This is a genomic window from Streptomyces marincola, assembly GCF_020410765.1.
In the GTDB taxonomy this organism is placed as follows: Bacteria; Actinomycetota; Actinomycetes; order Streptomycetales; family Streptomycetaceae; genus Streptomyces; species Streptomyces marincola.
Map to the genome: position 1 here is coordinate 3,483,850 of NZ_CP084541.1, position 24,357 is coordinate 3,508,206.

General features: G+C 73.3%; 27 protein-coding genes. 9 read left to right on the top strand and 18 right to left on the bottom strand.

The genetic code is table 11. The features are described 5' to 3' along the window. The first annotated feature begins 7 nt into the window (after positions 1-7). A complete protein-coding gene (locus LC193_RS15005; RefSeq protein WP_226078646.1) occupies positions 8-730 on the top strand; it encodes an ABC transporter permease in 723 nt (240 codons plus the stop codon). Positions 731-797: 67 nt separating this feature from the next. On the opposite strand, the gene LC193_RS15010 is transcribed toward LC193_RS15005, so the two are convergent. Further along, the gene (locus tag LC193_RS15010) at positions 798-1,394 is read right to left on the bottom strand and encodes a hypothetical protein (protein ID WP_226074689.1); all 597 of its coding nucleotides are present in this window, start codon (positions 1,392-1,394) and stop codon (positions 798-800) included. 559 nt (positions 1,395-1,953) lie between these two features. Between LC193_RS15010 and LC193_RS15015 the strand changes: the two genes are divergently transcribed. Next, positions 1,954-2,976 carry a zinc-dependent alcohol dehydrogenase family protein gene (locus LC193_RS15015; RefSeq protein WP_226074690.1) on the top strand — a complete coding sequence of 341 codons (1,023 nt, stop codon included), beginning with the start codon at positions 1,954-1,956 and terminating at the stop codon, positions 2,974-2,976. A 47-nt stretch (positions 2,977-3,023) separates the two neighbouring features. On the opposite strand, the gene LC193_RS15020 is transcribed toward LC193_RS15015, so the two are convergent. The 3 genes from LC193_RS15020 to LC193_RS15025 are packed head-to-tail and all read right to left on the bottom strand — an operon-like array spanning position 3,024 to position 3,725. Next, entirely contained in the window at positions 3,024-3,242 is a 219-nt protein-coding gene (locus tag LC193_RS15020; protein WP_086159558.1) for a hypothetical protein, read from the bottom strand. Continuing rightward, a complete protein-coding gene (locus LC193_RS28990) occupies positions 3,239-3,361 on the bottom strand; it encodes a hypothetical protein (protein ID WP_264086271.1) in 123 nt (40 codons plus the stop codon). The genes LC193_RS15020 and LC193_RS28990 overlap by 4 nt, the downstream gene beginning before the upstream one ends. After that, positions 3,348-3,725 (bottom strand): hypothetical protein, encoded by a 378-nt coding sequence (locus tag LC193_RS15025; protein WP_226074691.1) that lies wholly within the window; start codon positions 3,723-3,725, stop codon positions 3,348-3,350. The genes LC193_RS28990 and LC193_RS15025 overlap by 14 nt, the downstream gene beginning before the upstream one ends. Positions 3,726-3,889: 164 nt before the next feature. Here LC193_RS15025 and LC193_RS15030 point away from each other — a divergent pair, with 164 nt between their 5' ends. The 3 genes from LC193_RS15030 to LC193_RS15040 all read left to right on the top strand — a co-directional run bounded on the left by LC193_RS15030 (position 3,890) and on the right by LC193_RS15040 (position 6,015). Next, entirely contained in the window at positions 3,890-4,699 is an 810-nt protein-coding gene (locus tag LC193_RS15030; RefSeq protein WP_226074692.1) for a helix-turn-helix domain-containing protein, read from the top strand. Beyond that, the gene (locus LC193_RS15035) at positions 4,696-4,992 is read left to right on the top strand and encodes a DUF397 domain-containing protein (protein WP_226074693.1); all 297 of its coding nucleotides are present in this window, start codon (positions 4,696-4,698) and stop codon (positions 4,990-4,992) included. The genes LC193_RS15030 and LC193_RS15035 overlap by 4 nt, the downstream gene beginning before the upstream one ends. A 144-nt stretch (positions 4,993-5,136) precedes the next feature. Then, entirely contained in the window at positions 5,137-6,015 is an 879-nt protein-coding gene (locus LC193_RS15040; protein ID WP_226074694.1) for a class I SAM-dependent methyltransferase, read from the top strand. Here LC193_RS15040 and LC193_RS15045 read toward each other — a convergent pair. The 11 genes from LC193_RS15045 to LC193_RS15095 all read right to left on the bottom strand — a co-directional run bounded on the left by LC193_RS15045 (position 5,945) and on the right by LC193_RS15095 (position 17,917). Beyond that, positions 5,945-6,490, bottom strand: coding sequence for an EF-hand domain-containing protein (locus tag LC193_RS15045; protein ID WP_226074695.1), 546 nt, complete (start codon positions 6,488-6,490; stop codon positions 5,945-5,947). The two genes, LC193_RS15040 and LC193_RS15045, sit on opposite strands and share 71 nt — an antisense overlap. Before the next feature lie 215 nt (positions 6,491-6,705). After that, positions 6,706-7,359, bottom strand: a complete 654-nt coding sequence (locus LC193_RS15050; protein WP_226074696.1) for a sensor domain-containing protein — start codon at positions 7,357-7,359, stop codon at positions 6,706-6,708. A 614-nt stretch (positions 7,360-7,973) separates the two neighbouring features. After that, complete coding sequence (locus LC193_RS15055) at positions 7,974-8,864, bottom strand: Cof-type HAD-IIB family hydrolase (RefSeq protein WP_226074697.1); 891 nt, start codon at positions 8,862-8,864, stop codon at positions 7,974-7,976. After that, entirely contained in the window at positions 8,861-10,141 is a 1,281-nt protein-coding gene (serS, locus tag LC193_RS15060) for a serine--tRNA ligase (protein ID WP_226074698.1), read from the bottom strand. Before serS ends, LC193_RS15055 begins: the two co-directional genes overlap by 4 nt. A 461-nt stretch (positions 10,142-10,602) precedes the next feature. After that, on the bottom strand, positions 10,603-11,532 hold the full coding sequence (gene pheA / locus LC193_RS15065; RefSeq protein WP_226074700.1) for a prephenate dehydratase: 930 nt from the start codon (positions 11,530-11,532) through the stop codon (positions 10,603-10,605). A gap of 10 nt (positions 11,533-11,542) precedes the next feature. Next, on the bottom strand, positions 11,543-12,871 hold the full coding sequence (gene efeB, locus LC193_RS15070; protein ID WP_226074702.1) for an iron uptake transporter deferrochelatase/peroxidase subunit: 1,329 nt from the start codon (positions 12,869-12,871) through the stop codon (positions 11,543-11,545). Between the two features lie 37 nt (positions 12,872-12,908). After that, a complete protein-coding gene (locus tag LC193_RS15075; RefSeq protein ID WP_226074704.1) occupies positions 12,909-14,867 on the bottom strand; it encodes a copper resistance CopC/CopD family protein in 1,959 nt (652 codons plus the stop codon). A gap of 10 nt (positions 14,868-14,877) precedes the next feature. Further along, complete coding sequence (locus LC193_RS15080; protein ID WP_226074706.1) at positions 14,878-15,351, bottom strand: copper chaperone PCu(A)C; 474 nt, start codon at positions 15,349-15,351, stop codon at positions 14,878-14,880. Then, the gene (locus LC193_RS15085) at positions 15,348-16,016 is read right to left on the bottom strand and encodes an SCO family protein (protein ID WP_226074708.1); all 669 of its coding nucleotides are present in this window, start codon (positions 16,014-16,016) and stop codon (positions 15,348-15,350) included. Before LC193_RS15085 ends, LC193_RS15080 begins: the two co-directional genes overlap by 4 nt. 235 nt (positions 16,017-16,251) lie before the next feature. Then, positions 16,252-17,013 carry a YcnI family copper-binding membrane protein gene (locus LC193_RS15090; protein ID WP_226074710.1) on the bottom strand — a complete coding sequence of 254 codons (762 nt, stop codon included), beginning with the start codon at positions 17,011-17,013 and terminating at the stop codon, positions 16,252-16,254. A gap of 109 nt (positions 17,014-17,122) precedes the next feature. Then, a complete protein-coding gene (locus tag LC193_RS15095) occupies positions 17,123-17,917 on the bottom strand; it encodes a hypothetical protein (RefSeq protein WP_226074712.1) in 795 nt (264 codons plus the stop codon). Between the two features lie 216 nt (positions 17,918-18,133). Between LC193_RS15095 and LC193_RS15100 the strand changes: the two genes are divergently transcribed. Further along, positions 18,134-18,568: an ATP-binding protein gene (locus tag LC193_RS15100; RefSeq protein ID WP_226074714.1), complete on the top strand. Its 435-nt coding sequence runs from the start codon at positions 18,134-18,136 to the stop codon at positions 18,566-18,568. A 28-nt stretch (positions 18,569-18,596) separates the two neighbouring features. On the opposite strand, the gene LC193_RS15105 is transcribed toward LC193_RS15100, so the two are convergent. Beyond that, positions 18,597-19,934: a hypothetical protein gene (locus LC193_RS15105; protein ID WP_226074715.1), complete on the bottom strand. Its 1,338-nt coding sequence runs from the start codon at positions 19,932-19,934 to the stop codon at positions 18,597-18,599. Between the two features lie 238 nt (positions 19,935-20,172). On the opposite strand from LC193_RS15105, the gene tatA reads away from it, so the two are divergent. After that, on the top strand, positions 20,173-20,454 hold the full coding sequence (tatA, locus tag LC193_RS15110; RefSeq protein WP_226074717.1) for a Sec-independent protein translocase subunit TatA: 282 nt from the start codon (positions 20,173-20,175) through the stop codon (positions 20,452-20,454). Between the two features lie 116 nt (positions 20,455-20,570). On the opposite strand, the gene LC193_RS15115 is transcribed toward tatA, so the two are convergent. After that, the gene (locus LC193_RS15115) at positions 20,571-21,218 is read right to left on the bottom strand and encodes a DedA family protein (protein WP_226074719.1); all 648 of its coding nucleotides are present in this window, start codon (positions 21,216-21,218) and stop codon (positions 20,571-20,573) included. Between the two features lie 147 nt (positions 21,219-21,365). Here LC193_RS15115 and LC193_RS15120 point away from each other — a divergent pair, with 147 nt between their 5' ends. Together LC193_RS15120 and LC193_RS15125 are read left to right on the top strand one after the other, a co-directional pair. Then, positions 21,366-21,914 (top strand): AAA family ATPase, encoded by a 549-nt coding sequence (locus LC193_RS15120; RefSeq protein ID WP_226074721.1) that lies wholly within the window; start codon positions 21,366-21,368, stop codon positions 21,912-21,914. Between the two features lie 315 nt (positions 21,915-22,229). Next, a complete protein-coding gene (locus tag LC193_RS15125; RefSeq protein ID WP_318842204.1) occupies positions 22,230-22,733 on the top strand; it encodes a peptidylprolyl isomerase in 504 nt (167 codons plus the stop codon). Between the two features lie 134 nt (positions 22,734-22,867). Here LC193_RS15125 and LC193_RS15130 read toward each other — a convergent pair whose 3' ends face one another. Further along, positions 22,868-24,328 carry an aminopeptidase P family protein gene (locus LC193_RS15130; protein ID WP_226078649.1) on the bottom strand — a complete coding sequence of 487 codons (1,461 nt, stop codon included), beginning with the start codon at positions 24,326-24,328 and terminating at the stop codon, positions 22,868-22,870. Positions 24,329-24,357 lie beyond the last annotated feature (29 nt).

Here is a 24,357-nt window from a genome sequence, read left to right on the forward strand (position 1 = left end):
CACGATGCTGTACAACCACACCGTCGCCCGGCTCACCTACCGCGCCCTGCTCGGCCGCCGCCGCGCGCTGATCCTGTGCGCCCTGCCCGCGGTGCTCCTGATCATCGCCGTCGCCGTGCGCGCCCTGAGCGGCGCGGACGACCGCGCCGCGACGGAGATCCTCGGCGGCTTCGCGCTCGCCTCCATGGTGCCGCTGGTCGGCGTCATCGCGGGAACGGGCGCCATCGCGCCGGAGATCGACGACGGCTCGATCGTCTACCTGCTGTCCAAGCCGCTGGACCGGCGCACGATCATCACGACGAAGCTGATCGTGGCGATCGGCGTGACGCTCGCGTTCACCACCGTCCCGATGCTCGTGGCCGGGCTGATCCTCAACGGCAACAGCCAGCAGATCGCGACCGCGTTCACCGTGGGCGCGGCCGTCGCGTCCGTCGCCTACAGCGCCGTGTTCCTGCTGCTCGGCACGGTCTCGCGCAACGCCGTCGTCTTCGGCCTCGTCTACGCCCTGGTGTGGGAGGCCCTGTTCGGCTCCCTCGTGCCGGGCGCCCGCACGCTGTCGATCCAGCAGTGGTCGCTCGCCGTGGCCGAACGCGTCGCAGGGGACGGCGCGGACATCACCTCGGACGTGGCCCTGCCCACCGCCGTGATCCTGCTCGTCGCGGCCACCGTGCTCGGCACGTGGTACGCGGGGCAGCGGCTGCGCGTCCTGAAGGTGGCGAACGACGACTGAACCCGCCGCGCACACGGCCGTGGGGCGGCCGGGACCAGGTCCCGACCGCCCCACGGGCTACGGAGGGTTACGAGACGTCGCGGCTCTGGAGGGTCGCGAGGCGCTCGCTCATCGCGCAGACAACACGCTCCGTGTTATCCACACGCCTTTCCACACGTTCCAGTCGAACGGACATCCTGTGGATAACCGGCCCCAACTCCTGGAGGGACCGGCCCATTTCACGGATGGCCCGCGAGACGTCACCGGACGGCAGCCTGTCGGCCGCCTCCGCGTCGAGCAGGTACTTCCTGACCCGCCGCGCCACGGCGCTGTCGCGCAGCAGCATGGCGATGTTGAGCACGGTCCTGCGGGTGTAGAGGGTGAGGTTGCTCCGTGGCTGTGGATAACTCTCGCGATAGAGTGACATGTTGTCACTCTTAAAGAGGTGCAGGTCAGAGCCCCGGAGCACGGTCAGGCCGTTCTCGCTCAGCTCCTCCCGGTGACGTTCCACGACCTTCCTGACGACCTCCCTGTGGACAACGAAGTACGCCGCCACGGCCTCCGTCGTCACGTGCAGTCCGTCGGGCAGCAGTTCGAGCGCCTTGACCTTGTCGAGCGCGTCCACTCGCTCCGTGTAACGGTCGCGCAGAGTGCGCGACTCAAGCAGCACGTTGTCGTCGTGCATGAGGGAAAGACCCCTTTCGGTCCCGTATGGGCTTGCTGAGGAACGCCCGTATCCAGGGCCCAGGAGCGGAGATCTGCTCATCGCGCCACGAACTGCACTACCGGCAGGAACTCATCGCCACCGGCCACCACCACTTCACGCACCCTCGACGTCACGTACTCCAGTCGCCTCCGCGCATATGGCCCAACGAGCCGGATAGTCATACGGTCACGGGGTTGGGCCGATGAGTTGCCTGTGGATAACTTCCCGCCCCAGAGTGACATCTTGTCACTCTGGAAGAACCCCAGGTCACAGCCTCGCGCCCGCCGCGCCTCCCGACCGGCCGCAGGTTATCCACAGCCGTCCTGTGGATAACCGGAACGGCCCCCGGACCCCCGCCCCGGTGCCTCCTTACCCCCGCCCCCGCCGCGCACTCGGGTGACTGTGCGCGCGACACCCGGCGCCGGGGCGCCCCGCCGCGCCGCCCGCCCTTCAATGAGCGGGAACGCCCCTGGCCGCGCGCCCCGCGCGACCCGCACCGCCGACCCGCCCCACCCCCCGGCAGTCAGGAGAAGAACCCATGCGTGGTGTCGTGCTGCACGCCCCCGGCGACGTCCGGGTGGAGGAACGCGAGGACCCCAGGATCGTCGAGCCGACCGACGCCGTCCTCCGCCTGACCGCCACCTGCGTCTGCGGCTCCGACCTCTGGCCGTACCGAGGGGTCGAGGCCGTCGATGAGCCGGCCCCGATGGGCCACGAGTACGTCGGCGTCGTCGAGGAGGTCGGCGCCGAGGTGCGGGACATCAGGCCGGGCCAGTTCGTCGTGGGCTCGTTCTGGGCCTCCGACAACACCTGCGAGCTGTGCCGCGCCGGCTACCAGAGCGCGTGCGTCCACCGCGTGCTCATGGGAACGTTCGGCTCCCAGGCCGAACGCCTGCGCGTCCCCCTCGCGGACGGCACCCTGGTCCCCACCCCCGACCTGCCGCCCGAGGACCTGGTGCCCAGCCTGCTCGCCGCCTCCGACGTGCTCGGCACCGGCTGGTTCGGCGCCGTCGAGGCGCAGGCCGGGCCCGGCAGGACCGTCGTGGTCGTCGGCGACGGCGCCGTCGGCCTGAGCGCGGTGCTCGCCGCCCGGCAGCTGGGCGCGGAACGGATCATCGCGATGAGCCGCCACGAGCCGCGCCAGCGGCTCGCCCGGGAGTTCGGCGCCACCGACATCGTCACCGAACGCGGCGACGAGGGCGTGGCCAGGATCAAGGACCTGACCGGCGGGCTCGGCGCCCACGCGGTGGTCGAGGCGGTGGGCACCGAGCAGTCGATGACGCAGGCCATCCGCTCCACCCGCCCCGGCGGTCACGTGGGCTTCGTCGGCGTGACGCACGGCGTCGCGCTGCCGGCGGAGGAGCTGTTCTACTCCCTCGTCCACCTGCACGGCGGCCCGGCGCCCGTGCGCCGCTTCCTGCCCGACCTCGTCGACCTGATCTGGCGGCGGAGGATCGACCCCGGCAAGGTCTTCGACCTCGACCTCCCGCTCGACCAGGCGGCGGAGGCGTACCGGGCCATGGACGAACGCCGCGCCGTCAAGGCCCTCCTGCGCGTCTGAACGCGCCCCCCGCCGCCCCCCGCCGCCCTCCGGTCAACTCCGCAACGTCAGTAGCGCCGCAGCCGGGGCGACACCCGGCGCGCGGCCCACAGGACCGTCGTGCGCCCCATCACCAACGTCTCGCCGCTCGCGAATTCGAGCCGCTTCCTGCCGAGCCCGATCGCCGTCATGTCGCGAACGGTGAACGCTTGTCCGCCGATCATGATCTGATCCCCGCGCCGCACGGTCATCGCGTCGATCTCCACGGCCACCAGCACGCCCTTCATCGCGCCACCACCGCGAGCGCCACCGCCACCACGAGCCCGCAGCCCGCCAGCACCTGCGCCACGGCCTCCCGGCGGCTCGCGCCCGGGGCCGAACGGCGCCCACCGTCACGACGGCGCATGCGCGCTCACCTCCGTCAGCGTCGCGCCCAGCGCCACGTGCAGCAACCTGGCCTCGACGAACGGCCGTTTCCGCGTGGGCCGCGCGAACCAGAACAGCGGCCACGTGTCCCCGCGCAGCGCCGGAACGCCCACGAACGTCACCGCGTCCTCGGCGTGCGCGCCGTGCGCGCGGGCGCCCCGCGGCCAGTCGAACGCCCGCGCCGCGCCCGCGGGAAGCAGGAAGTACAGCGCCCGCGCGCCGACCAACTCGCCCACCACAGGCCCCGGTTCGCCTTCGCAACACGCGGCGAGCAGTGCCGCCGCCCGCTCCCCTTCGGCGCCGGCGACGCGCACGGCGTCGAACCACGCACCGGTCTTCGACAACGCGCACCCTTGCGCGGGGATCCACTCGGGAGGGTCATTTTCCCAGTTCATGCCCCAACCGTGCCGCTTGCCGTCTAGCGTGACCAGTATTTGAGGCATCACAGACGGTGATCTGAGAGTCCCGGTGGTGCCCGGCGCCCCGATGTGAAGGCGGTGTGGGAGAGATGGCTGAGCAGGAAGTGTCCGCGCTGAGGATGTCCTTCGGCCGGCAGTGCCGGTTGCTGCGCGAATACCGGAAGTTGACCCGGGACGACGTCGGGGAGCCGTGCTCGGTCTCCGGCTCGATGATCGGCGCGGTGGAGCGGGGTGAACGCATCCCCGACACGGCCCTGATCCACAACATGGACCAGGTGCTCGGCGCGCACGGGCTGCTGGCCTCGGTCAGCGACTTCATGGCGGCGGAGAAGTACCGCGCGTTCTTCCGGAACTTCGCGGCGCTGGAGCGGCAGTGCTACTCGCTGAACGCGTACGCGCCGCTGCTGATCCCCGGGCTGTTGCAGACCGAGGAGTACGCGCGGGCGACGTTCCGAATGCGAGCACCGTCGTGGGACGAGAACGAGATCGAGAAGCAGGTCGCGGCCCGGATGGAGCGGCAGCAGGTGTTCAAGCGGGTCCCCAGGCCCTTCCTCGGCTTCGTGATCGAGGAGTCCGTGCTGCGCCGCCCGATCGGCGGCCGTGAGGTGCTGCGCAAGCAGGTCAAGCACCTGCTGGACTGCGCCCGGCTGTACTTCGTGTCGGTGCAGGTGATGCCGACCGACAGCGAGGAGCACGTCGCGCTGGACGGCATGCTGTCGCTGCTGATCAGCAAGGAGCACCAGCACTACGCCTACGTCGAGCACCACGGCGGTAGCCAGCTCATTGTCGACAAGGAACAGGTGTCTCTCCTCCAGGAACGTTATGGCATCCTGCGATCGCAGGCGCTGTCCCCCTTGGAGTCGGCGCGGTTCATCGAGAAGCTGGCAGGAGAACTGTGAACAGCGAACTGGCCTGGTCCAAGAGCAGTTACAGCGCGGGCAACGGCGGCGAGTGCGTCGAGGTCGCCGTCGAGTGGCGCAAGTCCAGCTACAGCAGCGGAGAAGGCGGCGAGTGCGTCGAGGTCGGGTGGCACAAGTCCAGCCACAGCGCGGGTGACGGCGGTGATTGCGTGGAGGTCGCGGCCTGCCCGCACGCCGTGCACGTCCGGGACTCCAAGGACACCACCCGCCCCTCCTTCACCGCCTCCACAGCCGCGTGGTCGGCGTTCGTGGACTTCACCACCGCCCGCTGAGGTTCGTTCCGCCCCACCGGGGGCCCGGCGGGGAGCCGGAAAGGCGCGTTCCGGCTCCCTGACCGACGTGTTCACGCCAACCCTCCCCATTTTCCCCACAGTTGGGCCTTCTCCTGGCACCGTGTCCTCGGAGAAAGGGGAGCCATGACGACCCAACGGTGGGAGTGGACGGGCGACCGGTACTCGGAGGGCTTCTTCAGCCACGGGCACAGCAACGAACGCCGCCGTCTCGCGCTGCTGGAAACACTGCTCGACGGGGCGACGCGGGAACGGTTCCGCGCCCTCGGGCTCAAGCCGGGCGACCGGGTGCTCGAAGCGGGGGGCGGCGGCGGGTCCGTGGCCCGGCTGCTGGCCGAAGAGGGCGCCCAGGTCACCGTGACCGACCTCGACACCCGGTTCATCGACGAGCTGGCCGACTCGCACGGCGTGCGCGTGCTGCGGCACGACCTGTACACCGAGGACTTCCCGCCCGGGTCGTTCGACTTCGTGCACACGCGGTTCGTGCTGACGCACCTGCCGGACGCGGACCTGGCCATCGCGCGGCTCGCCTCGTGGCTCGCCCCCGGCGGCGTGCTGCTGGTCGAGGAGCCGACGTCGTTCCCGACGCTCGACTCGCCGCACCCCGGGTACCGCACGATCATGCGCGCCTACCGCACGCACCTCGAACGGTCCATCGGCTCCGACACCTCGTGGGCCCGCACCCTGCCCGTTCCGCTGGCGCGCGCGGGCCTCGTCGGCCTCGGGCTCGACGTCCGCATCCAGCACGTGAACGGCGGCGACGACGAGTCCGAGTGGTGGAAGCTGAACCTGGAGGCGGCGCGCCCGTCCATGATCGAGTCCGGGCTCGCCACCGACGCCGAGTTCGAGGCCGCCTACATCGAGTTGGCGAACCCCGGCTTCCACGATCTCTCGCTCGCCGTCCACACCGCCTGGGGGCGCGCCCCAGGACCCGTCAGGCGCCGGCCGCAGGCACCAGCAGATCGACAGGAGTCCCCGACTTCTGCGGAGCGTAGTAGTCCCTGATTCCGGCGATCCAGGTGTCCACCGCGATGCGGTCGGAGGAATCCGGGCCGAACGCGTCGAACAGCGCCGTCGTCCGGTCCGGCCTGAACCCGATGGCCGTCATCAGCGCCAGGAAGTCGGGCCGGGCGATGCGCCCGTCCCCGTCCGGGTCGCCCAGGGCGGCCAGGGCGCGGGCGAACGTGTCGAGCGCCGCGCCGAACCGTTCCGGCACGAGCACGAACGACCCGAACTCCTCGTAGTCCACCCGGCCGTTCCCGTCCCGGTCCAACTCGCGCGCGAGGGCGGCCCACCAGCCGTCGAGCGCGTCGCGCATCGCCTGCTTGTCCGCCTCGCTGGAGCGCGGCGCCGCCTGGACGACGCGCGTCGCCATGAGGGCGAAGTCCTCGGCCTCGACGACGCCGTTCCCGTTGACGTCGAAGAGGGTGAACACCAGCCTGATCCGCTCCTGCGCCCCTGCCGAACGTTCCGTCCGCATCGTGCCCCGCCTTTCCCAGCTGTCGGCCATCTGTCGGTCACCTGTCGGTGATCTGCCGGTCCGCGCGCCGCGGCGGCTCCCGGCCGCCCGGCGCCCGACCGTTCCCGCCCACTGTGGAACGCGCGGAGGCCGCCGTCCCGGAAAGGGGACGGCGGCCACCGGATCGAGTGAACGCGCGGGCCTGTGACGGCCGTTGCGCGGCAGGGGGCGGGGGGTCAGCGCCTGGCGTCCGCGAGGAGCAGCCGGGCAAGACCGGCCTGCGCCGTGGTGAGGGCGCGGACCACGGGGAGGGCGGTCAGCAGCAGGAAGATGCCGGCGCCGGTGTGGAAGGCGATGTCGACGGCCTCGGACTCGATGCCCCACATCAGGTCGACCAGAAGCTCCTGGTCGTCGCCGTCGGGCAGCGACCACGACCAGGTGAGGTAGGTCAGGCCGCCGATGCCGCCGGCGAGCCAGGTCACCGTGACGCAGAAGCTGAAGACGCGGACCGGGAGGGCCACCACGGCGTGCACCAGGTCGCGCCACGCCTGCGGGTCGCGGATCACGTGCATCAGGCCGCCCGTGCGGTACTCGGGGCGGGGGATCGGGCGGCCGGTGGCCGTGTGGACGTGCTCGCGCTCCGCGCCGGCGAGGAAGCGGGCCATGGCCAGCGTTCCGACCAGGACGGGGATGCCGACCCAGATGATCAACGTGCCGAGGCCGAGGAGGAAACCGGAGACGGCGACGACGAACGCCGCCACACCGAGCGGCAGTCCGGACAGCAGGTAGCCCGTCTCCCGGCCGAACCGCCCGAATCGGCTGCCCGTCGCCGGGGTGGCGCGGACCGGGTCGGTGGTGTGGGGGCGGGTCGGTGTCAGGGACTGGTTCATGTGCTCAAGCCTGCCGCGTCGCACCGCCGGTACCCAGCCGCCTGGGACGAGAATGCGGGGTGGCGCTGGCACCACCCCGGGGGTGCGGGTCAGCGCTACCGCCGGTGGGGCGGCCGTCCGCGGGGCGCGGCGCGACCGTTGCACACAGCCTGTGGATAACCTTTTCCGCTCCCACGCCCGCCTGTGCACGGACGGTGGAAAACCCGCTGGGGGCGCGGGCGTTCCGCCGGAGGTCGCGCTGGGGCGCGCGTTCGGCCGGCGGTTACCATGCGCGACCGGTCGAACCGTTCCGTGACCGCGTGTGCCGACGGATGTGTGCGGGAACGCGGCGCCCCCTCCGCCTCACTTGTCCCATGCGCCACACGCGCCACAACGGCCGGTCAGAGGTTCCCCACACGTCACGCGCTCGTTCCCTTGCGGCACTTGCGCCGACCGGAGTGCGAACTCCCGCCGCAGCGCGCGCCACTGACCGGGCGCCACCGCGAGCGCCCGCGACGCGCCGGTGGAGCGCCCTGCGGGCGCGCGGGCACATCGGGTCAAATCGGCTGTGGACAACCCGGCTTGGTTATCCACAGGGCGTCAATCGCCCTGTGGACAACCGGAGTGATGCGACGTCAGCCGCGTGCGGCGGCGAGGAGCGGTTCGAGCACGAGCGCGATGCCGTCCGCGTCGTTGCCCGCCGTCACCTCGTCGGACACCGCGCGCACCGCGGGGTGCGCACCCGCCATCGCGACGCCGTGCGCGGCCCACGTCAGCATCGGGATGTCGTTCGGCATGTCGCCGAAGGCGATGGTGTCGGCGGCGCGCACGTCGAGCCGCCGCGCGGCCAGGGACAGGCCGGTGGCCTTGGTCAGGCCGAGCGGCAGCATCTCGACCAGCGAGGGTCCCGACACTACGAGGCCCACCGCGTCACCCACCAGGGCCTCGGCCGCGGCGGAGAGCGCGTCCTCGTCCATGCCGGGGCAGGCCAGGTACATCTTGATGATCGGCTCCGCGAACAGCGCCTCGCGGTCCGGCACCTCCGCCGGGTACGGGTCGTCCTCGTTCGCGCGGTAGATGCCGCCGGCCGCGTGCGCGTAGCGCGCGTCCATCACGATGTCGCCGTCGAGGCCGTCCCGGTTCGCGGCCAGGCCCACCGGGCCCAGCTCCTCCTCAAGCCGCGCGACCACGGAACGCGCCAGCGCCCGGTCCAGCGTGACCGACGTCAGCAGCCGGTGCTCGCCCGCGTGGTACAGCTGCGCGCCCTGGCCGCACACCGCCAGGCCCCGGTACCCCAGGCCGTCGAGGATGTGCCGCGTCCACCTGACGCTGCGCCCGGTGGCCACCACGTGGTGCGCGCCCGCAGCCTGCGCGGCGGTCAGCGCGTTGCGCGTGCGCTGCGAGATCGTGCCGTCGCCGCGCAGCAGCGTGCCGTCCAGATCGGTCGCCACCAGCCGGTAGGGGAACCGTTCGGGCAGCGACGGCGGTATGCCGGCGGCGGCGCCCTCGGGCGCGGGGGAGGTCACGCGGCCACCGGTTCGAGCAGCTCACGGCCGCCCAAGTAGGGCCGAAGCACCTCGGGCACGCGCACGGAACCGTCCGCCTGCTGGTGGTTTTCGAGCAGCAGCGCGATGGTCCGCTGCACCGCGCACAGCGTGCCGTTCAGCGTGGCGAGCGGGCGCGTTCCCGTGTCCTTGCCGCGCATGCGCACCGAGAGCCGCCTGGCCTGGAACGAGTCGCAGTTCGACGTGGAGGTCAGCTCGCGGTACTTGCCCTGCGTCGGCAGCCACGCCTCGCAGTCGAACTTGCGCGCGGCGGAGGCGCCCAGGTCGCCGCTGGCGACGTCGATGACGCGGAAGGGCAGTTCGAGCGAGGTGAGCCACTGCTTCTCCCAGTCGAGCAGGCGCAGCAGCTCGGCCTCGGCCTCCTCGGGCGGCACGTAGGAGAACATCTCGACCTTGTCGAACTGGTGCAGGCGGATGACGCCGCGCGTGTCCTTGCCGTGCGAGCCGGCCTCGCGGCGGAAGCACGGCGAGAAGCCCGCGTAGCGCAGCGGCAGCCGGTCCGCGTCGATGATCTCGTCCATGTGGTAGGCGGCGAGCGGGACTTCCGAGGTGCCGACGAGGTAGAGGTCGTCCTGCGGCAGGTGGTAGACGTCCTGCGCGGCCTGGCCGAGGAACCCGGTGCCCTCCATGGCCTGCGGCTTCACCAGCGCCGGGGTCATCACCGGCACGAACCCGGCCGCCGCGGCCTGCGCCATGGCAGCGTTGACCAGCGCGAGTTCGAGCAGGGCGCCGACGCCGGTGAGGTAGGCGAAGCGCGAGCCCGACACCTTGGCGCCGCGCTCGGTGTCGATCGCGCCGAGCCCCTGGCCGAGCGCCAGGTGGTCCTTGGGCGTGAAGCCCTCCGCCTCGAAGTCGCGGATCGTGCCGTGCGTCTCCCGCACCGCGAAGTCGTCCTCGCCGCCCACGGGCACGTCGGGGTGCACGATGTTGCCCAGGCGCAGCAGCAGGGCGTGCGCCTCGGCCTGGGACTCGGCCCGCTCGGTGTCGGCCGCCTTCACGGCGGCGGCCAGCTCGCCGGCGCGCGCGAGCAGTCCCGCCTTCTCCTCGGCCGAGGCGCGCGGGATGAGCTTGCCCAGCTGCTTCTGCTCCGCGCGCAGCTCGTCGAAGCGTGAGCCGGAGGACCGCCGCCGTTCGTCGGCGGAGAGGAGCGCGTCGACAATGCCGACGTCTTCTCCTCGGGCGCGCTGGGAGGCGCGCACGCGGTCGGGGTCCTCACGAAGCAGGCGAAGGTCAATCACGGCCCCAGGCTACCGGGCGACGGCGAAGCGGCTGAATCCGTAAACGCGTGAGGGCATTTAGTCCGTTATGCCGGGAAAGTGCGCTCCCGGGGAATCCACAGGTCAGACCGGGTATCCACAGGGTTATCCACAGGCCGCGCGGCCCTGTGTGGATACCGCGAGAGGGTGAGTTCCGGCCGGAGTGCGCGGCACAGAATTCCCCATTCAAACCCCGTTCACACTCACTTACGAGGGAAATTGCCTCACACTCAGGAGTTATCGGCGTCGATTGTGCTGACGAAAGTGGATCAAGGATAGTGCGCGCCCTTGGGGTGGAACAGGCACTATGGGCGTTCCGCCGGATTGGTGAGTGTCGACTTATGCACAGGCACGCAGGGTGCCCTGTGGATAACTCGGGGGACTTTCCCCAGGTCGTCCACGCCCCCGTCCGTTCCCCCCGCCGAACCCGTCAGCCGAACCCGTCAGCTGCGGCCGTCGAGGCACCGGGTCAGCCAGTCGGACGCCCGCAGGAAGTCCGCGTCCGCCGTGCCCGTGACCACCGTCGGCGCGACCTGGTCGGCCCTCGGGTACGAGCCCAGGTACCGCACGTCGGCGCACAGCCGCCGCAGGCCCATCAGCGCCTCACCGACCCTGCGGTCGGAGATGTGCCCCTCGCAGTCGACCGAGAAGCTGTACTCACCGATGCCCCGGCCCGTCGGGCGCGACTCGATGCGCACCAGGTTGACCCCGCACGTCGCGTACTCCTGGAGCACGTCGAGCAGCGCGCCCGGGTGGTCCCCGCGCAGCCACAGCACCACGGACGTCTTGTCCGCGCCGGTGGGCGCGGCCGGCCGGGCCGGGCGGCCGACCAGCACGAAGCGGGTCGTCGCGTTCTCCGCGTCGTGGATGTCGGTCACCAGCGGTTCGAGCCCGTACGTCGGCGCCGCGAACTCGCCCGCGAACGCCGCGTCGTACCGGCCCTCCTGCACCAGCCGCGCGCCGTCCGCGTTCGACGCCGCCGACTCCCACTGCGCCTCGGGCAGGTGCCGCTCCAGCCAGCCGCGCACCTGCGGCTGCGCCACCGGGTGACCGGTGACGGTCTTGACGTTCTCCAGCGTCGTGCCCGGCCGCACGAGCAGCGCGAACGCGATCGGCAGGTACACCTCGCGGTAGATCATCAACGGCCGCCCCGAGGCCAGTTCGTCCACCGTCGCCGAGACGCCGCCCTCGACCGAGTTCTCGATCGGCACCAGGGAACCGCCCGCGTCGCCGTTGCGCACCGCGTCCAGCGCGGCGGGCACGGAGATCATCGGTACCAGTTCGCGCGTCGCCGCCTCGGGAAGCGTGCGGAGCGCGGCCTCCGTGAACGTGCCCTCGGGACCGAGATAGGTGTAGCGGCTCGCTGCTGTCATGGCGCACACGTTAGTAGCCCTCGACCAGAGCCTGACCCACGTACTCGCCCTCCCGGGCGCCGCCCGGCACGGCGAACAGGCCGCTGGCCTCGTGCCGGACGAACTCCGACAGCGCGTCCCCCCGGTCGAGCTTGCGCTGCACCGGCACGAACGCGCGCAGCGGATCGGCCTGCCAGCACAGGAACAGCAGCCCCGCGTCCGGCGCGCCGTCGTCGCGGAAGCCGTCGTGGTAGGAGAACGAGCGGCGCAGCATCGTCGCGCCCCCGTTCGTCTCGGGCGCGGTGACGCGGACGTGCGCGTTCGCGGCGATCACGCCCCGGCCGTCGGGTCCGACGGCCGCGAGGTCCACCGGGTCGGTCTCGCGTTCACCCGTGAGGGGGGCGCCGTCCGACTTGCGGCGGCCCATCACGCGCTCCTGCTCCGCGAGCGGACGCGCCTCCCACGCGTCGAGCAGCATGCGGATGCGGCGGAAGACGACGTAGGAGCCGCCCGCCATCCACGCCGGGTCGCCGCCCTCGGGCACGAAGACGTGGCGGTCGAAGTCCTCGTCGCCGGGCGCGGGGTTGTTCGTCCCGTCGATCTGGCCCATCAGGTTCCGCGTGGTCATGGGCCGCGCGGTGGCGCCCGGCGTGCGGTTGAACCCCGTCATCTGCCAGCGCAGGGTCGCCGTTTCACCGGCGGCGCGTTGGAGCGCGCGCAGGGCGTGGAACGCGACCAGCGCGTCGTCCGCGCCGATCTGGAGCCACAGGTGGCCGTTCGAACGCCCCTCGTCCAGAACGTCGGCCGAGAACGCGGGCAGCGGGTCGAGCGCGGCCGGCCTGGCGCCGGTGAGGCCGGTCGCGTCGAAGAAGCCGTGCCCGAGTCCGATGGTCACGCTCAGGGAGGCGGGCCCGGCGTCGCGCGCGACGCCCGTGTCGGCCTCGGGCGTGCCGCCCGCCATCAGCTCGGCGGCCAGGCCCGACCAGCGGCGCAGCAGCGCGGCGGCCTCGCGGCGGCCCGCGCCGGGCGCCAGGTCGAACGCCGCCAGGTGCGCGTGCGCCTGCACCGGCGTGGTGATGCCGGGCTGGTGCGTGCCGTGGAACGGGACGGCGGTGGACCCGAGCGCGGTCAGCGCGGGCCCGTCGTCGCCGGTGGCGGCGGAGTGGGCGAGTGCGCCGGCGGGCGCGCCGGCCGCGAGGCCGACGGCTCCCGCCGCGCCCGCGGTGGTGAGCAGGCGGCGGCGGGAGAGGCGGGCGGAGGCGGCGTCCTGGCCGTTCGTGTCGTTCGTGTCGTTCTTGGTGTCGTGGGGGGACGCGGGTCGCGCTGTGCGGGAGGGCTTGCGCTTCGGTTCAGTGGTCATCGGTGCTGTTCGGCGTTCCTGAGGGGGTCGGGCGAGATCAGGGGATGGTGACGGTCGCGGTCTCCGTCACCTGGTCGATCTCCGAGGTGCGGATGGTCAGGGCCACCTCCCAGTCTCCCGGGCGCGGCAGCTGCACCTCGGGCACGGTCCAGTGGCCGACGTCGACGTGCAGGGGCTCGTGCCGCAGCGGCCCGAGGTCCTCGGCCGGCAGCGTGAGCGCGACCCGCAGCTCGACGGCGCCCGTCGGCAGGCCCTCGGTGTCGAACAGGCGGATGTGCAGGGCGTTCTCGCCGGTGCGGGCCGGGGACAGGTCGAGCCGCGCCGTGCCCTGGCCCCACTCGCCCCCGGTGTCGAACGGCAGCTCGATCGGTTCCGGCGGCGCCGCGTCGCCCGGCGCGGCGGCCGACTCCGCGGGCGCGGCGTCCGCCACGCGCGCCGGGGTCGTGCCGGTCAGCACCGTGGTCACGGCGAGCAGCACCGCGGCTATCGCCGCCTCGGCCAGCACGGAACGCCGCAGGCCCGCGCGGTGCGGGTCGGCGTCGCGCGCCTTGCGCTCCTTGGCCCGCAGCACGGCGGTGCGCTGGCGGGCCAGCTGCCGGGCGCGTTCACCGTCCAACGCGGCGGAGTCGGCGGGCCGTTCGGTGTCCTCGGGCTCCTCAGGGTCCTCGGGGGCCTCCGTCGTGGCGGGTCGGTCCTCGGTGAGGCGGCCGGTCCAGCGGCGCGAGCCCCAGGCCGCGCCCAGCATGAGGGCGACGAGCACGACCTTGAGGATCAGCAGCCGGCCGTAGGACGTTCCGGTGAGCGCGGACCACGAGAAGCCGACCTGCCGCCAGGACTGGTAGAGGCCGGTGGCCGCGAGCACCGTGACGGAGGTCAGCGCGACGGCCGAGAAGCGGCGGACCGCCGCGCGCGGCAGCGCGGGCGCCGTCCGCAGCAGCACCAGCAGCGCGGCGAGCCCGCCGAGCCACGCCGCGACGGCCAGCAGGTGCAGGATGTGCGCGGGGATGGCGATGCCGGTCTGCCGCCCGGTGGCGGCGTGTTCCGACATGGCCCAGGTGGCGGCCGTTCCCGCGGCGAGGACCACGCCCGCGACGGCGAGGCCGAAGCGCAGGTCGCGGGCCCGCAGCGCGGCGTCCTCGGCCTCTTCACCCTCGTCGGCGTCCGTGGCGTTCTCCGGGTCCCGGGCCGCCGGGCGCGCCCACGAGCCGTGCAGCACCGCGAGGAACAGCCCGGCGGCGGCAAGCAGCAGCAGGCGCGTCAGGAGCGCCGTTCCCGTTCTGGTGTCGATGACGTCCCGCAGGCCGCCCAGGTCGAAGGCGTCCGCGAGGTTCCCGCTGCCCGTGTAGGGCGTGCGGAGCAGCAGCAGCGCGACGGTCGCCGCGGTGGCCGTCGCCCAGCCCGCTGTGGTCAGCCGCTGCACCGGGCGCAGCGCCGCCGCGCCCGGCCAGCACACGAGGATGAACGCGGCCGTGCCCGCCATCAGCACGAACCCGCCGTACACCGCGTACCGCGCGACGTCGTACAGCAGGCCGGTGAGCCCGCTGTCCCCGGCGCGTTGCGGCACCTCCGCGACCGTCTCCGAGGGCGCGCCGATGGAGAAGGTGAACGCGCCCGAGATGGGGTGGCTGTCGGCCGACACCACGTGCCAGGCCACGGTGTAGGTGCCGTCGCCAAGACCCGTGTCGAGCGGGACGGCCCACGTGTTGCCTCCCTCGTCCGTGAACGTGCCCTCGCCGACGTCCTCGCCGTCCGGCGCCAGCACGCGGAAGGCGTCCTGCGGCAGCGAGACGGACTCCGAGAAGGTGAGCGTGACCTGCTCGGGCGCGGTGGCGACCACCTCCCCGTCCCCCGGCGTGGTGCCGGTCAGCTCGGCGTGCGCGGCGGCCGGGGTCGCGCCGAGCAGCAGCAGGGCGAACGCGGAGGCGACCAGGAGCAGGAGCGCCGCGGGTGACGCGGATGACGCGGGAAACGCTGGGAAACGGGGTGGGGTCCTCATGGCGGTGGTGTCACTCCCCGGTGTGAGTGGTGGCCTCGACCGGCACGTCGAGGGCGATGGGGTCCGACGTCTCGAAGTGCAGTTCGATGCCCACGGTCTCGCCTTCGACGAGTTCGCGGGAGAGGTCGAGCAGCATGAGGTGGTCGCCGCCCCGGGTCAGCCGCGCCTCGCCCCCGGCGGGGACGGTGAGCCCGTCGACCTGGCGCATGGCGTTGTCGACCGTTTCGTGGATCTCGACCGTTCCGGCGACATCGCTGGTGACCGAGACGAGGGTGTCGTCGGTGCCGCCGGTGTTGCTGATGGTGAGGAACCCGGCCGCCATGTCGCCGGACACGGGTTCGGGCACGAACGCGCCGCTCGTCGCCAGCTCGGGCGCGGAGCCGCTGTCGTCGCTGTCGTCCTCTTCTGTGCCGCAGGCGGTGAGCGCGAGCGACGCGGCGAGCACGCCCGCGGCGACGGCGGCCCGCAGGCCCCGGCGGCTCACGGCAGCTCTCCCGCGATGAGGCCGGGCAGGTCGCGTTCGAACGTCTCGGCCGTGACGCCCTCGGTGTAGACGACGTGCGCCTTGTCGTCGGTGGGCAGGAACGCCAGGACCTGCGTGCCGTGCGTCGAGACGATGTCGCCGTTGTCCTCCTCGTAGGAGGGCTCGACGGCGACGCCGAGCGAGCGGGCGGCCTGCTGGATGGTCTCGAAGTCGCCGGTCAGGCCGGTGAATTCGGGGTCCTGGGCGGCGAGCCACGGGCCGAGGGACTCGGGCGTGTCGCGTTCCGGGTCGGTCGTGACGAACACCACCCGCAGGTCCTCGCGCTGCTCGGGGGTGAGGGTGCCGGCCGCGTTGGCGATGTTGCTCATGGTGAGCGGGCAGATGTCGGGGCAGTTGGTGTAGCCGAAGTAGAGCAGGGTGGCGTGGCCGTCGGTCTCGGCGGCGAAGTCGTAGGGCTCGCCCTCGGTGTCCGTGAGCACGAAGTCCGGCTTCTCGAACGGCTGGTCGAGGACGGTGCCCTGGTCCGCGCCCGGCGCGTCGGCGATGTCGGCGGACTCGGTCGTCTCCGCGCCGCCCTCCTCGTCGCCGCTGTCGCTGCCGCAGGCGGCGAGGGTGAGCGCGGTGGCCGCGGCGACGGCCGCGGTGGTGATCTTGCGCAGGTGCATGGGGATCGTTCCTGTTGCGTGGTGGGCCCGGCGCGGGCCGGTGCGTCCGGCCCGCGGCGGGGTGGTGTCTCGGGGCGGGGTGGTGTCTCGGGGCGGCCCCGCGGCCGTTCCGCGCCCGGGCCCGTGGCGGGTGGGCGGCGGAACGGCCGGGGCCGGTGGTCGTGCGCCGGTGGATTCCGGTCGTTCGGTTCCCGGTTGTTCGGTGACGGTGCCGGTCAGCGGCCGGCGGTTCCGGTCAGCCGGCGGCGGGGCCGTTCGGGCGGCGGCCGGCGAGGACGCCGAGCGCCACGCCCGCCGCGCCCACGACGATGCCGCCGACGGCGAGCACGCGGGCGAGCATGTCGGAGCCGCCCGAGTCGCCGTCCTCGGCGGCCACCGGCTCGCCCTCGGCGTGGGCCGCGTCGGCGTCGCCGCCGGCCGCGTCGTCGGACGCGCCCTCGGCGGGCGCGCCGTGGCCGCCCTCGCCCTCGGCCAGCCGCAGCACGGCCGCCGGGTAGTCGGGCTCGGCCTCGCCGTCGACGGGCTCCTCGATCCAGCGCACGACCTCGTCGTTGTCGTAGGTCTGGATCGCGTCGAACACCAGCCGGTCCGTGCCGTGCGGCAGCGGACCGACGGACAGCGGGAACTGCTGGAACGTGCCGGGGTTGATCTCGCCGCCGGTCCACGTGATGACGCTCGGCGCCTCGGTGACCTCGCTGCCGTGGATCTCGACCGGCTCGTCGAGTTCCGCGGTCGTGACCTCCACGTCCCAGCCCGGGACGGGCTGCGGCATCACGGACGGCACGGGGTGCTCGGGGTCGAGGTGCAGTTCGAGCTGGACCGTCGAGGCGTTGTCGCGCTCGTTGGGCACCTTGACGTTGAGGGTGGTGTAGCCGCCGGCCGGGGCCTCGGCCGGGTCGATGGTGACGTGGGCCCAGGCGGGCGCCGAGGTCAGGACGAGGAGGGTGGCGGCGGTCAGGGCCGAACCCGCTGCCAGACGCGTGCGGTTGATGGTCATGGAGCACTCCACGGGGGCGCGATGCGGAAGGAAGCCGGGACATCCGCGGCTTCCGGGGTCGGACGAGCGCGCGGCACCGGCGCACCCGGCCGGGTTTCCGTGGGTGCGTTCAGGCCGCGAGAGCGAGGTCGTGCGCCGGGAGCGGGGGGCCGCGGCGCGTGGTCGCGGCGGCGAGCACGGTGCCGCGCGGCGCGGGCAGCCGGTCGTGGCGGCGGCGCGGGGCGCGCGGGGTCGGCGGGGCCGACCGGGGCGCGCGCAGAGCGCGCAGCACGGCGCGCAGCAGCCGGAGCAGCGGCGCGGACCAGCGGGCCGACAGCCGGACCAGCCGCCAGAGCGCGGCCTCGCCGCGGCGCAGCAGCCAGGCGGTGGCGAGCGCGGCCAGCAGGTGGCCGAGCAGCATCGGCGCGGTGGCGAGCGAGGCCAGCGCGTCGCCGAGGCCCGCGCCCGTTTTCCCACTTGCGCCCGTGCCCGTTCCCGTGCCCGTGCCCGGCGCGCTCGCGACGTGCGAGCCGAGCCCGGCGTCGTGGAGGAGGCGCGCGGCGCGTTCCTCCGTGAGCGGGAACACGTGGCCGTCGCACAGGAGCCGGGCCGCGAGCGCGATGGTGTCGCTCGCGCCCCCGTGGTGCGCCGCGCCGGGCCCGGCGGGCGCCGGGCGCCCGAGGCAGAACAGCACGTGCAGCGCGACCTGAGCGGCGGCGAGCGCGGCGGCGCAGGCGGGCACGGAACGCCGTTCCCGTCCGGCGAGCGGAACGGTGAGGACGAGGACCAGGGCCCAGCCGGCCGCGAGCGCGGCGGCGTGCGGCACGTGGCCCGCCGCCCAGACGTGGCCGGTCGCGGCAAGCACGACGCAGGCCGCCGCGAAGACCGCGGCGCGCAGCAGTCGCAGATCGGCTCCGGCACGCATGGCGGCGTCATCATCTCACCGGGGGGCGGACAGTGGGGGCGCGGGGGCGCGGAAAAGTTGCGAAACGGGCGGACAACCATGGTGATCTATCCGCACATGGGGTTTATGTACCGTTACGTCCGCCGAACGGGGGGTGTTGCGTCAATACCGTGCTTACGCCGCGCGCCAGTAGGCAATACCTACGGATATGTCGAGCCGCGGCCAGGAGGCTGGAGCATGAGCATCTGGTGGTCTCTCCAACTGCGTCGGGAGGCGTCCAGCGTCCCGCTCGCCCGGCGGCTGCTGCTCGGTGCCATGGACACCGCGGGGGTGGACGCGGACATCTCGCACGAACTGTCCGTCGCGCTCTCGGAGGCGTGTTCCAACGCCGTGCAGCACGGCGGCGCCCGTTCCGAGAGCTACCGGGTGACCGCGTCCATCGACGGTGACGTGTGCCGCATCGAGGTCACGGACTGCGGGCCCGGGTTCCCGCTCGGCGCCGTGCTGCCGCGCCCCGAGCCGCGCGAGCTCCAGCCGGGCGGCCGGGGCATGCGGCTGATCGAGGCCCTGTCCGACCGGGTCAGATTCGACAACCAGCCGGGCAGCGGCGCGGTCGTGACGTTCGACAAGATCCTCAAGTGGCGGGACAACGCCCGCCTCAAGGCGTCCTGAAGGACCCCGGCGGGCGTTCACCGGGCGGTCACCCGGCGTGGTGGTAGACCACCAGCGTGCCGCCCTCGACGAACAGCCCGGCCCCGGCCAGGTCCGCGAGCGGGAGCACGGCGTCCGCCGCCGTCTCGGTGACCTCGCCGGACGCGATGTCGAGCTGGACGGGCGTCGGCGTCGCCGACCACGCGCCCTCGGCCCGCACGTCCGCGACGCCGAACGCCGTTCCGCTGTCGGCCGCGGCGGTGAACTCCACGGCGTTGGTGTCCGCGGTCGGCTCGAAGCAGTGGCCGCCTCCCTCGCGCAGGTCGAAGACGAGCGCCCCGTGCACCAGGTACCGGCCGTCGGGCGAGAACACCGAGTGGTCCGGGTCGTTCGCCGCGCCCTCGCTCTCCTGGCACTCCGCGGTCGCCGTGCGCTCGCCGGTGGCGGCGTCGAGCACGGTCCTGACCGACCCGCCGTCCGTCCTCGGCCACGCGGCCACGAGCACGTCGTCCGTCACCCAGGTCACCGAGGGCTCGGCCGCCGGATCGGCGCCCTCGGGCACGTTCTCGTGGCTCGCCCAGCCGCCCGGCACCCAGAAGCCGTCGTACGCCGAGTGCCCCGCCACCAGCGGCCCGTTCGCCGTGAGCGCCACGATGTCGCCGCCCGGCTCGCAGTCCTTGCAGACCGCGGGCGGGACCAGGGCGTCCTCGTCGTGCTCGGTGGTCTCGCCGGTGGCCGGGTCGACGCCGACCACCGTGCCGTCCTCCCGCTCCACCAGCAGCGCGGCGCCGCCCGCCCGCGCGGTGCCCGCGCCCGGCACCTCGACGCGGCGCAGCGGCTCCGCGCCGTTCCCCGAGCCGTCGGCGGCGAACACGTCGAGGACGACGACCTCGTCGCCGCGGTCGATGACGTCCGCGCCCGAGGCGCCGGTGGACCAGGCGATCAGGTACTCCTCGCCGTTCACGGTGGCGGGGAACGCCTCGGGCACCGCGTTCTCGTGCACCGGCTCGATGGCGGCGCTCGACCACCGGGGCTCGCCCGTGGCCGCGTCCAGCACGGTGAGGCGCGGGGCGTCCCCGTGCTCGCCGGCGCCGAAGGTCGCGACCGCGCCCGCGCCGCGCAGCACCATGGGCTCCTCGCCGCCGGCCAGCGGCAGCTCCCAGCCGCGTCCCGTGTCGTAGTGCGCGGGAACGGTCAGCCGGGTCGCGGGCGCGCCCAGCGCGTCCTCGGTGGTCCCGGTGTTCTCGGCGGTCTCGCCGGTGCCCGTCTTGTCCTGGCCGCCGCGCGGGGTGCCGCCGCCGTCGCCGTCCCCGCCGCCGCAGGCGGCGAGCGCGCCGATGACGGCGGTGCCCACGACCGCGTTCCTCAGCCGCTTCCTCACGTGCATGCGCGTGGCCCCCGCCCCTGTGTTGTCCGCCGCCGACCGATGGCGCTGTGGATCATCCCATAAGGTGAACGGTTTCCCGAGGGTGTGTCCGCTCCGCGGGGAAACGACGGGTATGTGACATACCGGGGCGGCGATACGCCGGGGTATTGTCTTTCGATTTATACAAACTTCACCTCCACCGCGCTACCGTGGCTGATGGTGTGGACGTCATTGTGACGTCTCCTTGGAGGTGAAAGTCATGGGCCAGATCGGAGCACGGGAGCTCGTCCTGCTCGCCGTCATCGTGCTGCTGATCTTCGGGGCGAAGCGGCTCCCCGACATCGCGCGCTCGCTCGGCAAGTCCGCACGCATCCTCAAGAGTGAGACGGCCGCGATGAAGGCGGAGAACGCCTCGGCCGCGCCGCAGCCGGCGCAGGACGCCGAAGCCCAGACGCCGCCGGTGGCCAAGACCATCAAGGCGGCCCCTGGAGACGTCACGACCGCGCGCCCGGTGGAGGAGCCGAGGCCCGCCGCCGGCTGACGCGGCGCGGCACCGCCGCACCGCCATGACCCCGCCTCCGGCCCGACCGGGCGCCCCGGCCCGGGCCGGGAGGCCGCCCGGCCGGGCCGCCGAGGCGACATCCCCGAGCCGACGCCTCAGGGGCGGCGCGGCCGGGGGCGTTTCGCCGCGCGGCGCAGCCGCAGGTACTCGGCCGCCATCGGTACCGCGGCCAGCAGCACCACGGCCATGAGCATCACCCCGACGTTGTCCCGCACGAAGGCGACCTGCCCGAGCCCCGCCCCGAGCAGGGTCACGCCCGCGCCCCACAGCACGCCGCCGAGCACGTTGAACACCACGAACGTGCGGTAGTCCATGCGGCTCGCGCCCGCGATGACCGGGACGAACGTCCGCGCCACCGGCACGAACCTGGCCAGGATCAGCGAGGCCCTGCCGTGCCGCGCGAAGAACGCCTCCGCCTTCGCCGCGTGCTCGGGCCGGGGGAAGCGCGCCCCGGGACGGCGCAGGACCGCGGGACCCACGCGGCGGCCGATCGCGTACCCGGTCTGGTCGCCGGCCACGGCGGCGACCACGATGAGCGCGCAGACGAGCCACAGCGGATGGTCGAGGTACTCGCCGGACGAGACGGCGAGCCCGGTGGCGAACAGCAGGGGGTCGCCCGGCAGGAAGAACCCGATCAGCAGACCGGACTCCACGAAGACGATCACCACGATGCCGATGAGTCCGAAGGTGTCGATGATCCGTTCCGGCGCCATCCAGGCCGGACCGGCGGCGAGCGTGTGCATCACGAACCGTCCCAGGACGTCCAGGAAAAAGGGCGGGAGCCAGTCGGTCGAAGGGCGGGGGAGCGGTGATCAGATTATCGATGCAAGCCGGCCCCCCACCCGGATACGGTCGCCACACCACCGATAAGGATGAGAGAGGACCGGCGCGTGTTGACCAGTGCGGAGACGGACGGGGCCGTGATCCTCATCACCGGCATCATGGCGTCGGGCAAGACCACGGTGGCCAAGGAACTGGCCGGGCGCCTGCCCCGCGCCGCGCACGTCGGCGGGGACGTGTTCCGGCGCATGATCGTCTCCGGCCGCGAGGAGATGCTGCCGGAGCCCACCCCCGGGGCGCTGGCCCAACTCCACCTGCGCCAGCGGCTGTCCGCGAGCTGCGCGGACCAGTACGCGGAGGCCGGGTTCACCGCCGTGGTGCAGGACATCCTGCTCGGGGACGACCTCCCCGCCTACGTCGCGCGCGTGCGCGCGCGCCCGCTGTACGTCGTCGTGCTCGCGCCGCGCCCCGAGGTGGTGGCGGCCCGCGAGGCCGCGCGTGCCAAGTCGGGGTACGGGCCCTGGACCGTCGAAGCGCTCGACGCGGGGCTGCGCGCGACGCCGCGCCTCGGTCTGTGGCTCGACAGCTCGGACCTCACGCCGCGCGAGACCGTCGACGCGCTGCTCGCCGGGCTGCCCGAGGCCCGCGTCGACACCTGACGAGCGGCGCGCGCGGCGCCCGCACGGGCGCGTACGGCAGGGGAGACGCCTGGGGCGTACGTGGGGCATGATGAGCCTGCTGCCCTGACCGCCCGCATGTACCCGGAAGGCACCGACATGACGCGCACCCCCCGCCGACTGGCGGGCGCCCTGCTCTGCGTGGGTCTGCTCACCGCCTGTGGCTCGGACGACGACTCCGCGGACAACGAGGAGACCTCGCCCCCCGAGTCCTCCGAATCCGCGCCCTCGGAGGAGGAGCCGCCCGGGGACGGCACCGGCGAGGGAGCGCTCGCGGGGCCGTCCGGCATCGACCCGATCGAGGCCACGAGCGCGACGATCCACACCAACCAGGGCGACATCGCGGTCACCCTCTTCCCCGAGGCCGCGCCGCTGACGGTCACCAACTTCGCCGGCCTGGCCGACGGTTCCCTGCCCTGGGGCGCGCAGGAGGGCGACGAACCCCTCTACGACGGCACCATCTTCCACCGCGTCATCGACGGCTTCATGATCCAGGGCGGCGACCCCGAGGGCACGGGACGCGGCGGCCCCGGCTACCAGTTCGAGGACGAGTTCAACGAGGACCTGACGTTCGACGAGCCGTACCTGCTCGCCATGGCCAACTCGGGTCCGGGCACGAACGGTTCGCAGTTCTTCATCACCGTGGCCCCCACCCCGCACCTCACCGGCATGCACACCATCTTCGGTGAGGTCGCCGACGACGAGAGCCGCGCGGTGGTCGACGCCATCGCCACCACCGAGACCGGCCCGGAGGACCGCCCGGTCGAGGACATGGTCATCGAGTCCATCAGCGTCGAGTGAGCCCGCGTCCCCCGAGGACGTGACAGAACACGACGGCGGCGGGCCGGGGAGAACACCCCCGGCCCGCCGCCGTCGTCACCGGCCCGCCCGGCGACGGCCGGGGGCGCGGGCCCCGCGCCCCCGCGCCCGCGGCCTCAGCCGCGCAGCTCCGCCATCCAGCGCTCGACGTCGTCGGCCCGGCGGGGCAGCGCGGCCGACAGGTTCACGTTGCCGTCCTCGGTCACCAGGATGTCGTCCTCGATCCGCACCCCGATGCCCCGGTACTCCTCGGGCACCGTCAGGTCGTCGGCCTGGAAGTACAGGCCGGGCTCGACGGTCAGGCACATGCCCGGCTCCAGCGTGCCGTCCACGTACGTCTCGCGCCGCGCCGCCGCGCAGTCGTGCACGTCCATGCCGAGCATGTGGCCCGTGCCGTGCAGCGTCCACCGGCGCTGGAGGCCCAGTTCGAGCACGCGCTCGACCGGCCCGTCGATCAGGCCCCACTCCACCAGCTTCTCGGTGAGCACGCGCTGGGCCGCGGTATGGAAGTCGCGGTACTTCGCGCCCGGCCGCACCGCCGCGATACCGGCCTCCTGGGCCTCGTACACCGCGTCGTAGATGCGGCGCTGTAGCTCGGTGAACCGGCCGCTGACCGGCAGGGTCCTGGTGACGTCCGCCGTGTACAGCTCGGTGGTCTCCACACCCGCGTCGAGCAGCAGCAGGTCGCCGGGTCGCACCGGGCCGTCGTTGCGCACCCAGTGCAGCGTCGTGGCGTGCGGGCCCGCGGCGGCGATCGTGCCGTAGCCCACGTCGTTCCCCTCGACGCGGGCGCGCAGGAAGAACGTGCCCTCGATGTACCGCTCCGAGGTGGCCTGCGCCCGGTCGAGGGCGCGGACGACGTCCTCGAAGCCGCGCGCGGTCGAGTCGCAGGCCCGGGTCAGCTCGGCGATCTCGAAGTCGTCCTTGACCAGCCGCATCTCGGACAGGAACTCGCGGAACTCCTCGTCCCGCTCCGCCGTCACCTTGTCCCGCAGCGCCTCCTCGACCACGGTGTCGTGCCCGCGCACCACGCGGACCGGGCCGCTCGCGCCGCGCAGCAGGTCGGGAACGGTCCTGATGTCCTCGACCGGCAGGCCGTAGAGGCGGGCGGCCTCCGTCAGGCTGTTCCGCCGGCCCACCCACAGCTCGCCCTGGCCGCTCAGCCAGAACTCGCCGTTCTCGCGGTCGGAACGCGGCAGCAGGTACAGCGTCGCGTCGTGGCCCTCGCCCGCAGGTTCGAGGACCAGCACCCCGTTCTCCGTCTGGTCGCCGGTGAGGTAGGCGTACTCGACGGCGGCGCGGAACGGGTACTCCGTGTCGTTGGACCGGGTCTTCAGGCGCCCGGCCGGGACCACGAGGCGCTCGCCCGGGAAGCGGGCGGACAGCGCGGCGCGGCGGCGCGCGGTGTGCTCGGCCTGCGGGACCGGCTCCAGGTCGTGGCGCTCGGTGTCGGCCCAGCCCTGCTTCATGTTCTCCGCGAGCTCGTCGGAGACCTGGGGGGCCACGCCGTTCTTCCTGGGCTTGGCGGGCTGCTGCCCGGCCTCGCCCGTGCCGTCGGCGTCCCCCTGCTCCGCCACCGCCCCGGGTTCGGTGCCCTGCCCCGCCG

Coding starts and splice junctions, on each gene's coding strand:
- LC193_RS15010 (WP_226074689.1), bottom strand. CDS start 1,394: ATGCACGACGACAACGTGCTGCTTGAGTCGCGCACTCTGCGCGACCGT.
- LC193_RS15050 (WP_226074696.1), bottom strand. CDS start 7,359: ATGAACCAGTCCCTGACACCGACCCGCCCCCACACCACCGACCCGGTC.
- LC193_RS15015 (WP_226074690.1), top strand. CDS start 1,954: ATGCGTGGTGTCGTGCTGCACGCCCCCGGCGACGTCCGGGTGGAGGAA.
- LC193_RS15040 (WP_226074694.1), top strand. CDS start 5,137: ATGACGACCCAACGGTGGGAGTGGACGGGCGACCGGTACTCGGAGGGC.
- LC193_RS28990 (WP_264086271.1), bottom strand. CDS start 3,361: ATGCGCCGTCGTGACGGTGGGCGCCGTTCGGCCCCGGGCGCGAGCCGC.
- LC193_RS15030 (WP_226074692.1), top strand. CDS start 3,890: ATGGCTGAGCAGGAAGTGTCCGCGCTGAGGATGTCCTTCGGCCGGCAG.
- LC193_RS15085 (WP_226074708.1), bottom strand. CDS start 16,016: ATGCACCTGCGCAAGATCACCACCGCGGCCGTCGCCGCGGCCACCGCG.
- LC193_RS15115 (WP_226074719.1), bottom strand. CDS start 21,218: ATGCACACGCTCGCCGCCGGTCCGGCCTGGATGGCGCCGGAACGGATC.
- LC193_RS15105 (WP_226074715.1), bottom strand. CDS start 19,934: ATGCACGTGAGGAAGCGGCTGAGGAACGCGGTCGTGGGCACCGCCGTC.
- efeB (WP_226074702.1), bottom strand. CDS start 12,871: ATGACCACTGAACCGAAGCGCAAGCCCTCCCGCACAGCGCGACCCGCG.
- LC193_RS15095 (WP_226074712.1), bottom strand. CDS start 17,917: ATGCGTGCCGGAGCCGATCTGCGACTGCTGCGCGCCGCGGTCTTCGCG.
- LC193_RS15090 (WP_226074710.1), bottom strand. CDS start 17,013: ATGACCATCAACCGCACGCGTCTGGCAGCGGGTTCGGCCCTGACCGCC.
- LC193_RS15100 (WP_226074714.1), top strand. CDS start 18,134: ATGAGCATCTGGTGGTCTCTCCAACTGCGTCGGGAGGCGTCCAGCGTC.
- LC193_RS15075 (WP_226074704.1), bottom strand. CDS start 14,867: ATGAGGACCCCACCCCGTTTCCCAGCGTTTCCCGCGTCATCCGCGTCA.
- LC193_RS15020 (WP_086159558.1), bottom strand. CDS start 3,242: ATGAAGGGCGTGCTGGTGGCCGTGGAGATCGACGCGATGACCGTGCGG.
- pheA (WP_226074700.1), bottom strand. CDS start 11,532: ATGACAGCAGCGAGCCGCTACACCTATCTCGGTCCCGAGGGCACGTTC.
- LC193_RS15045 (WP_226074695.1), bottom strand. CDS start 6,490: ATGCGGACGGAACGTTCGGCAGGGGCGCAGGAGCGGATCAGGCTGGTG.
- tatA (WP_226074717.1), top strand. CDS start 20,173: ATGGGCCAGATCGGAGCACGGGAGCTCGTCCTGCTCGCCGTCATCGTG.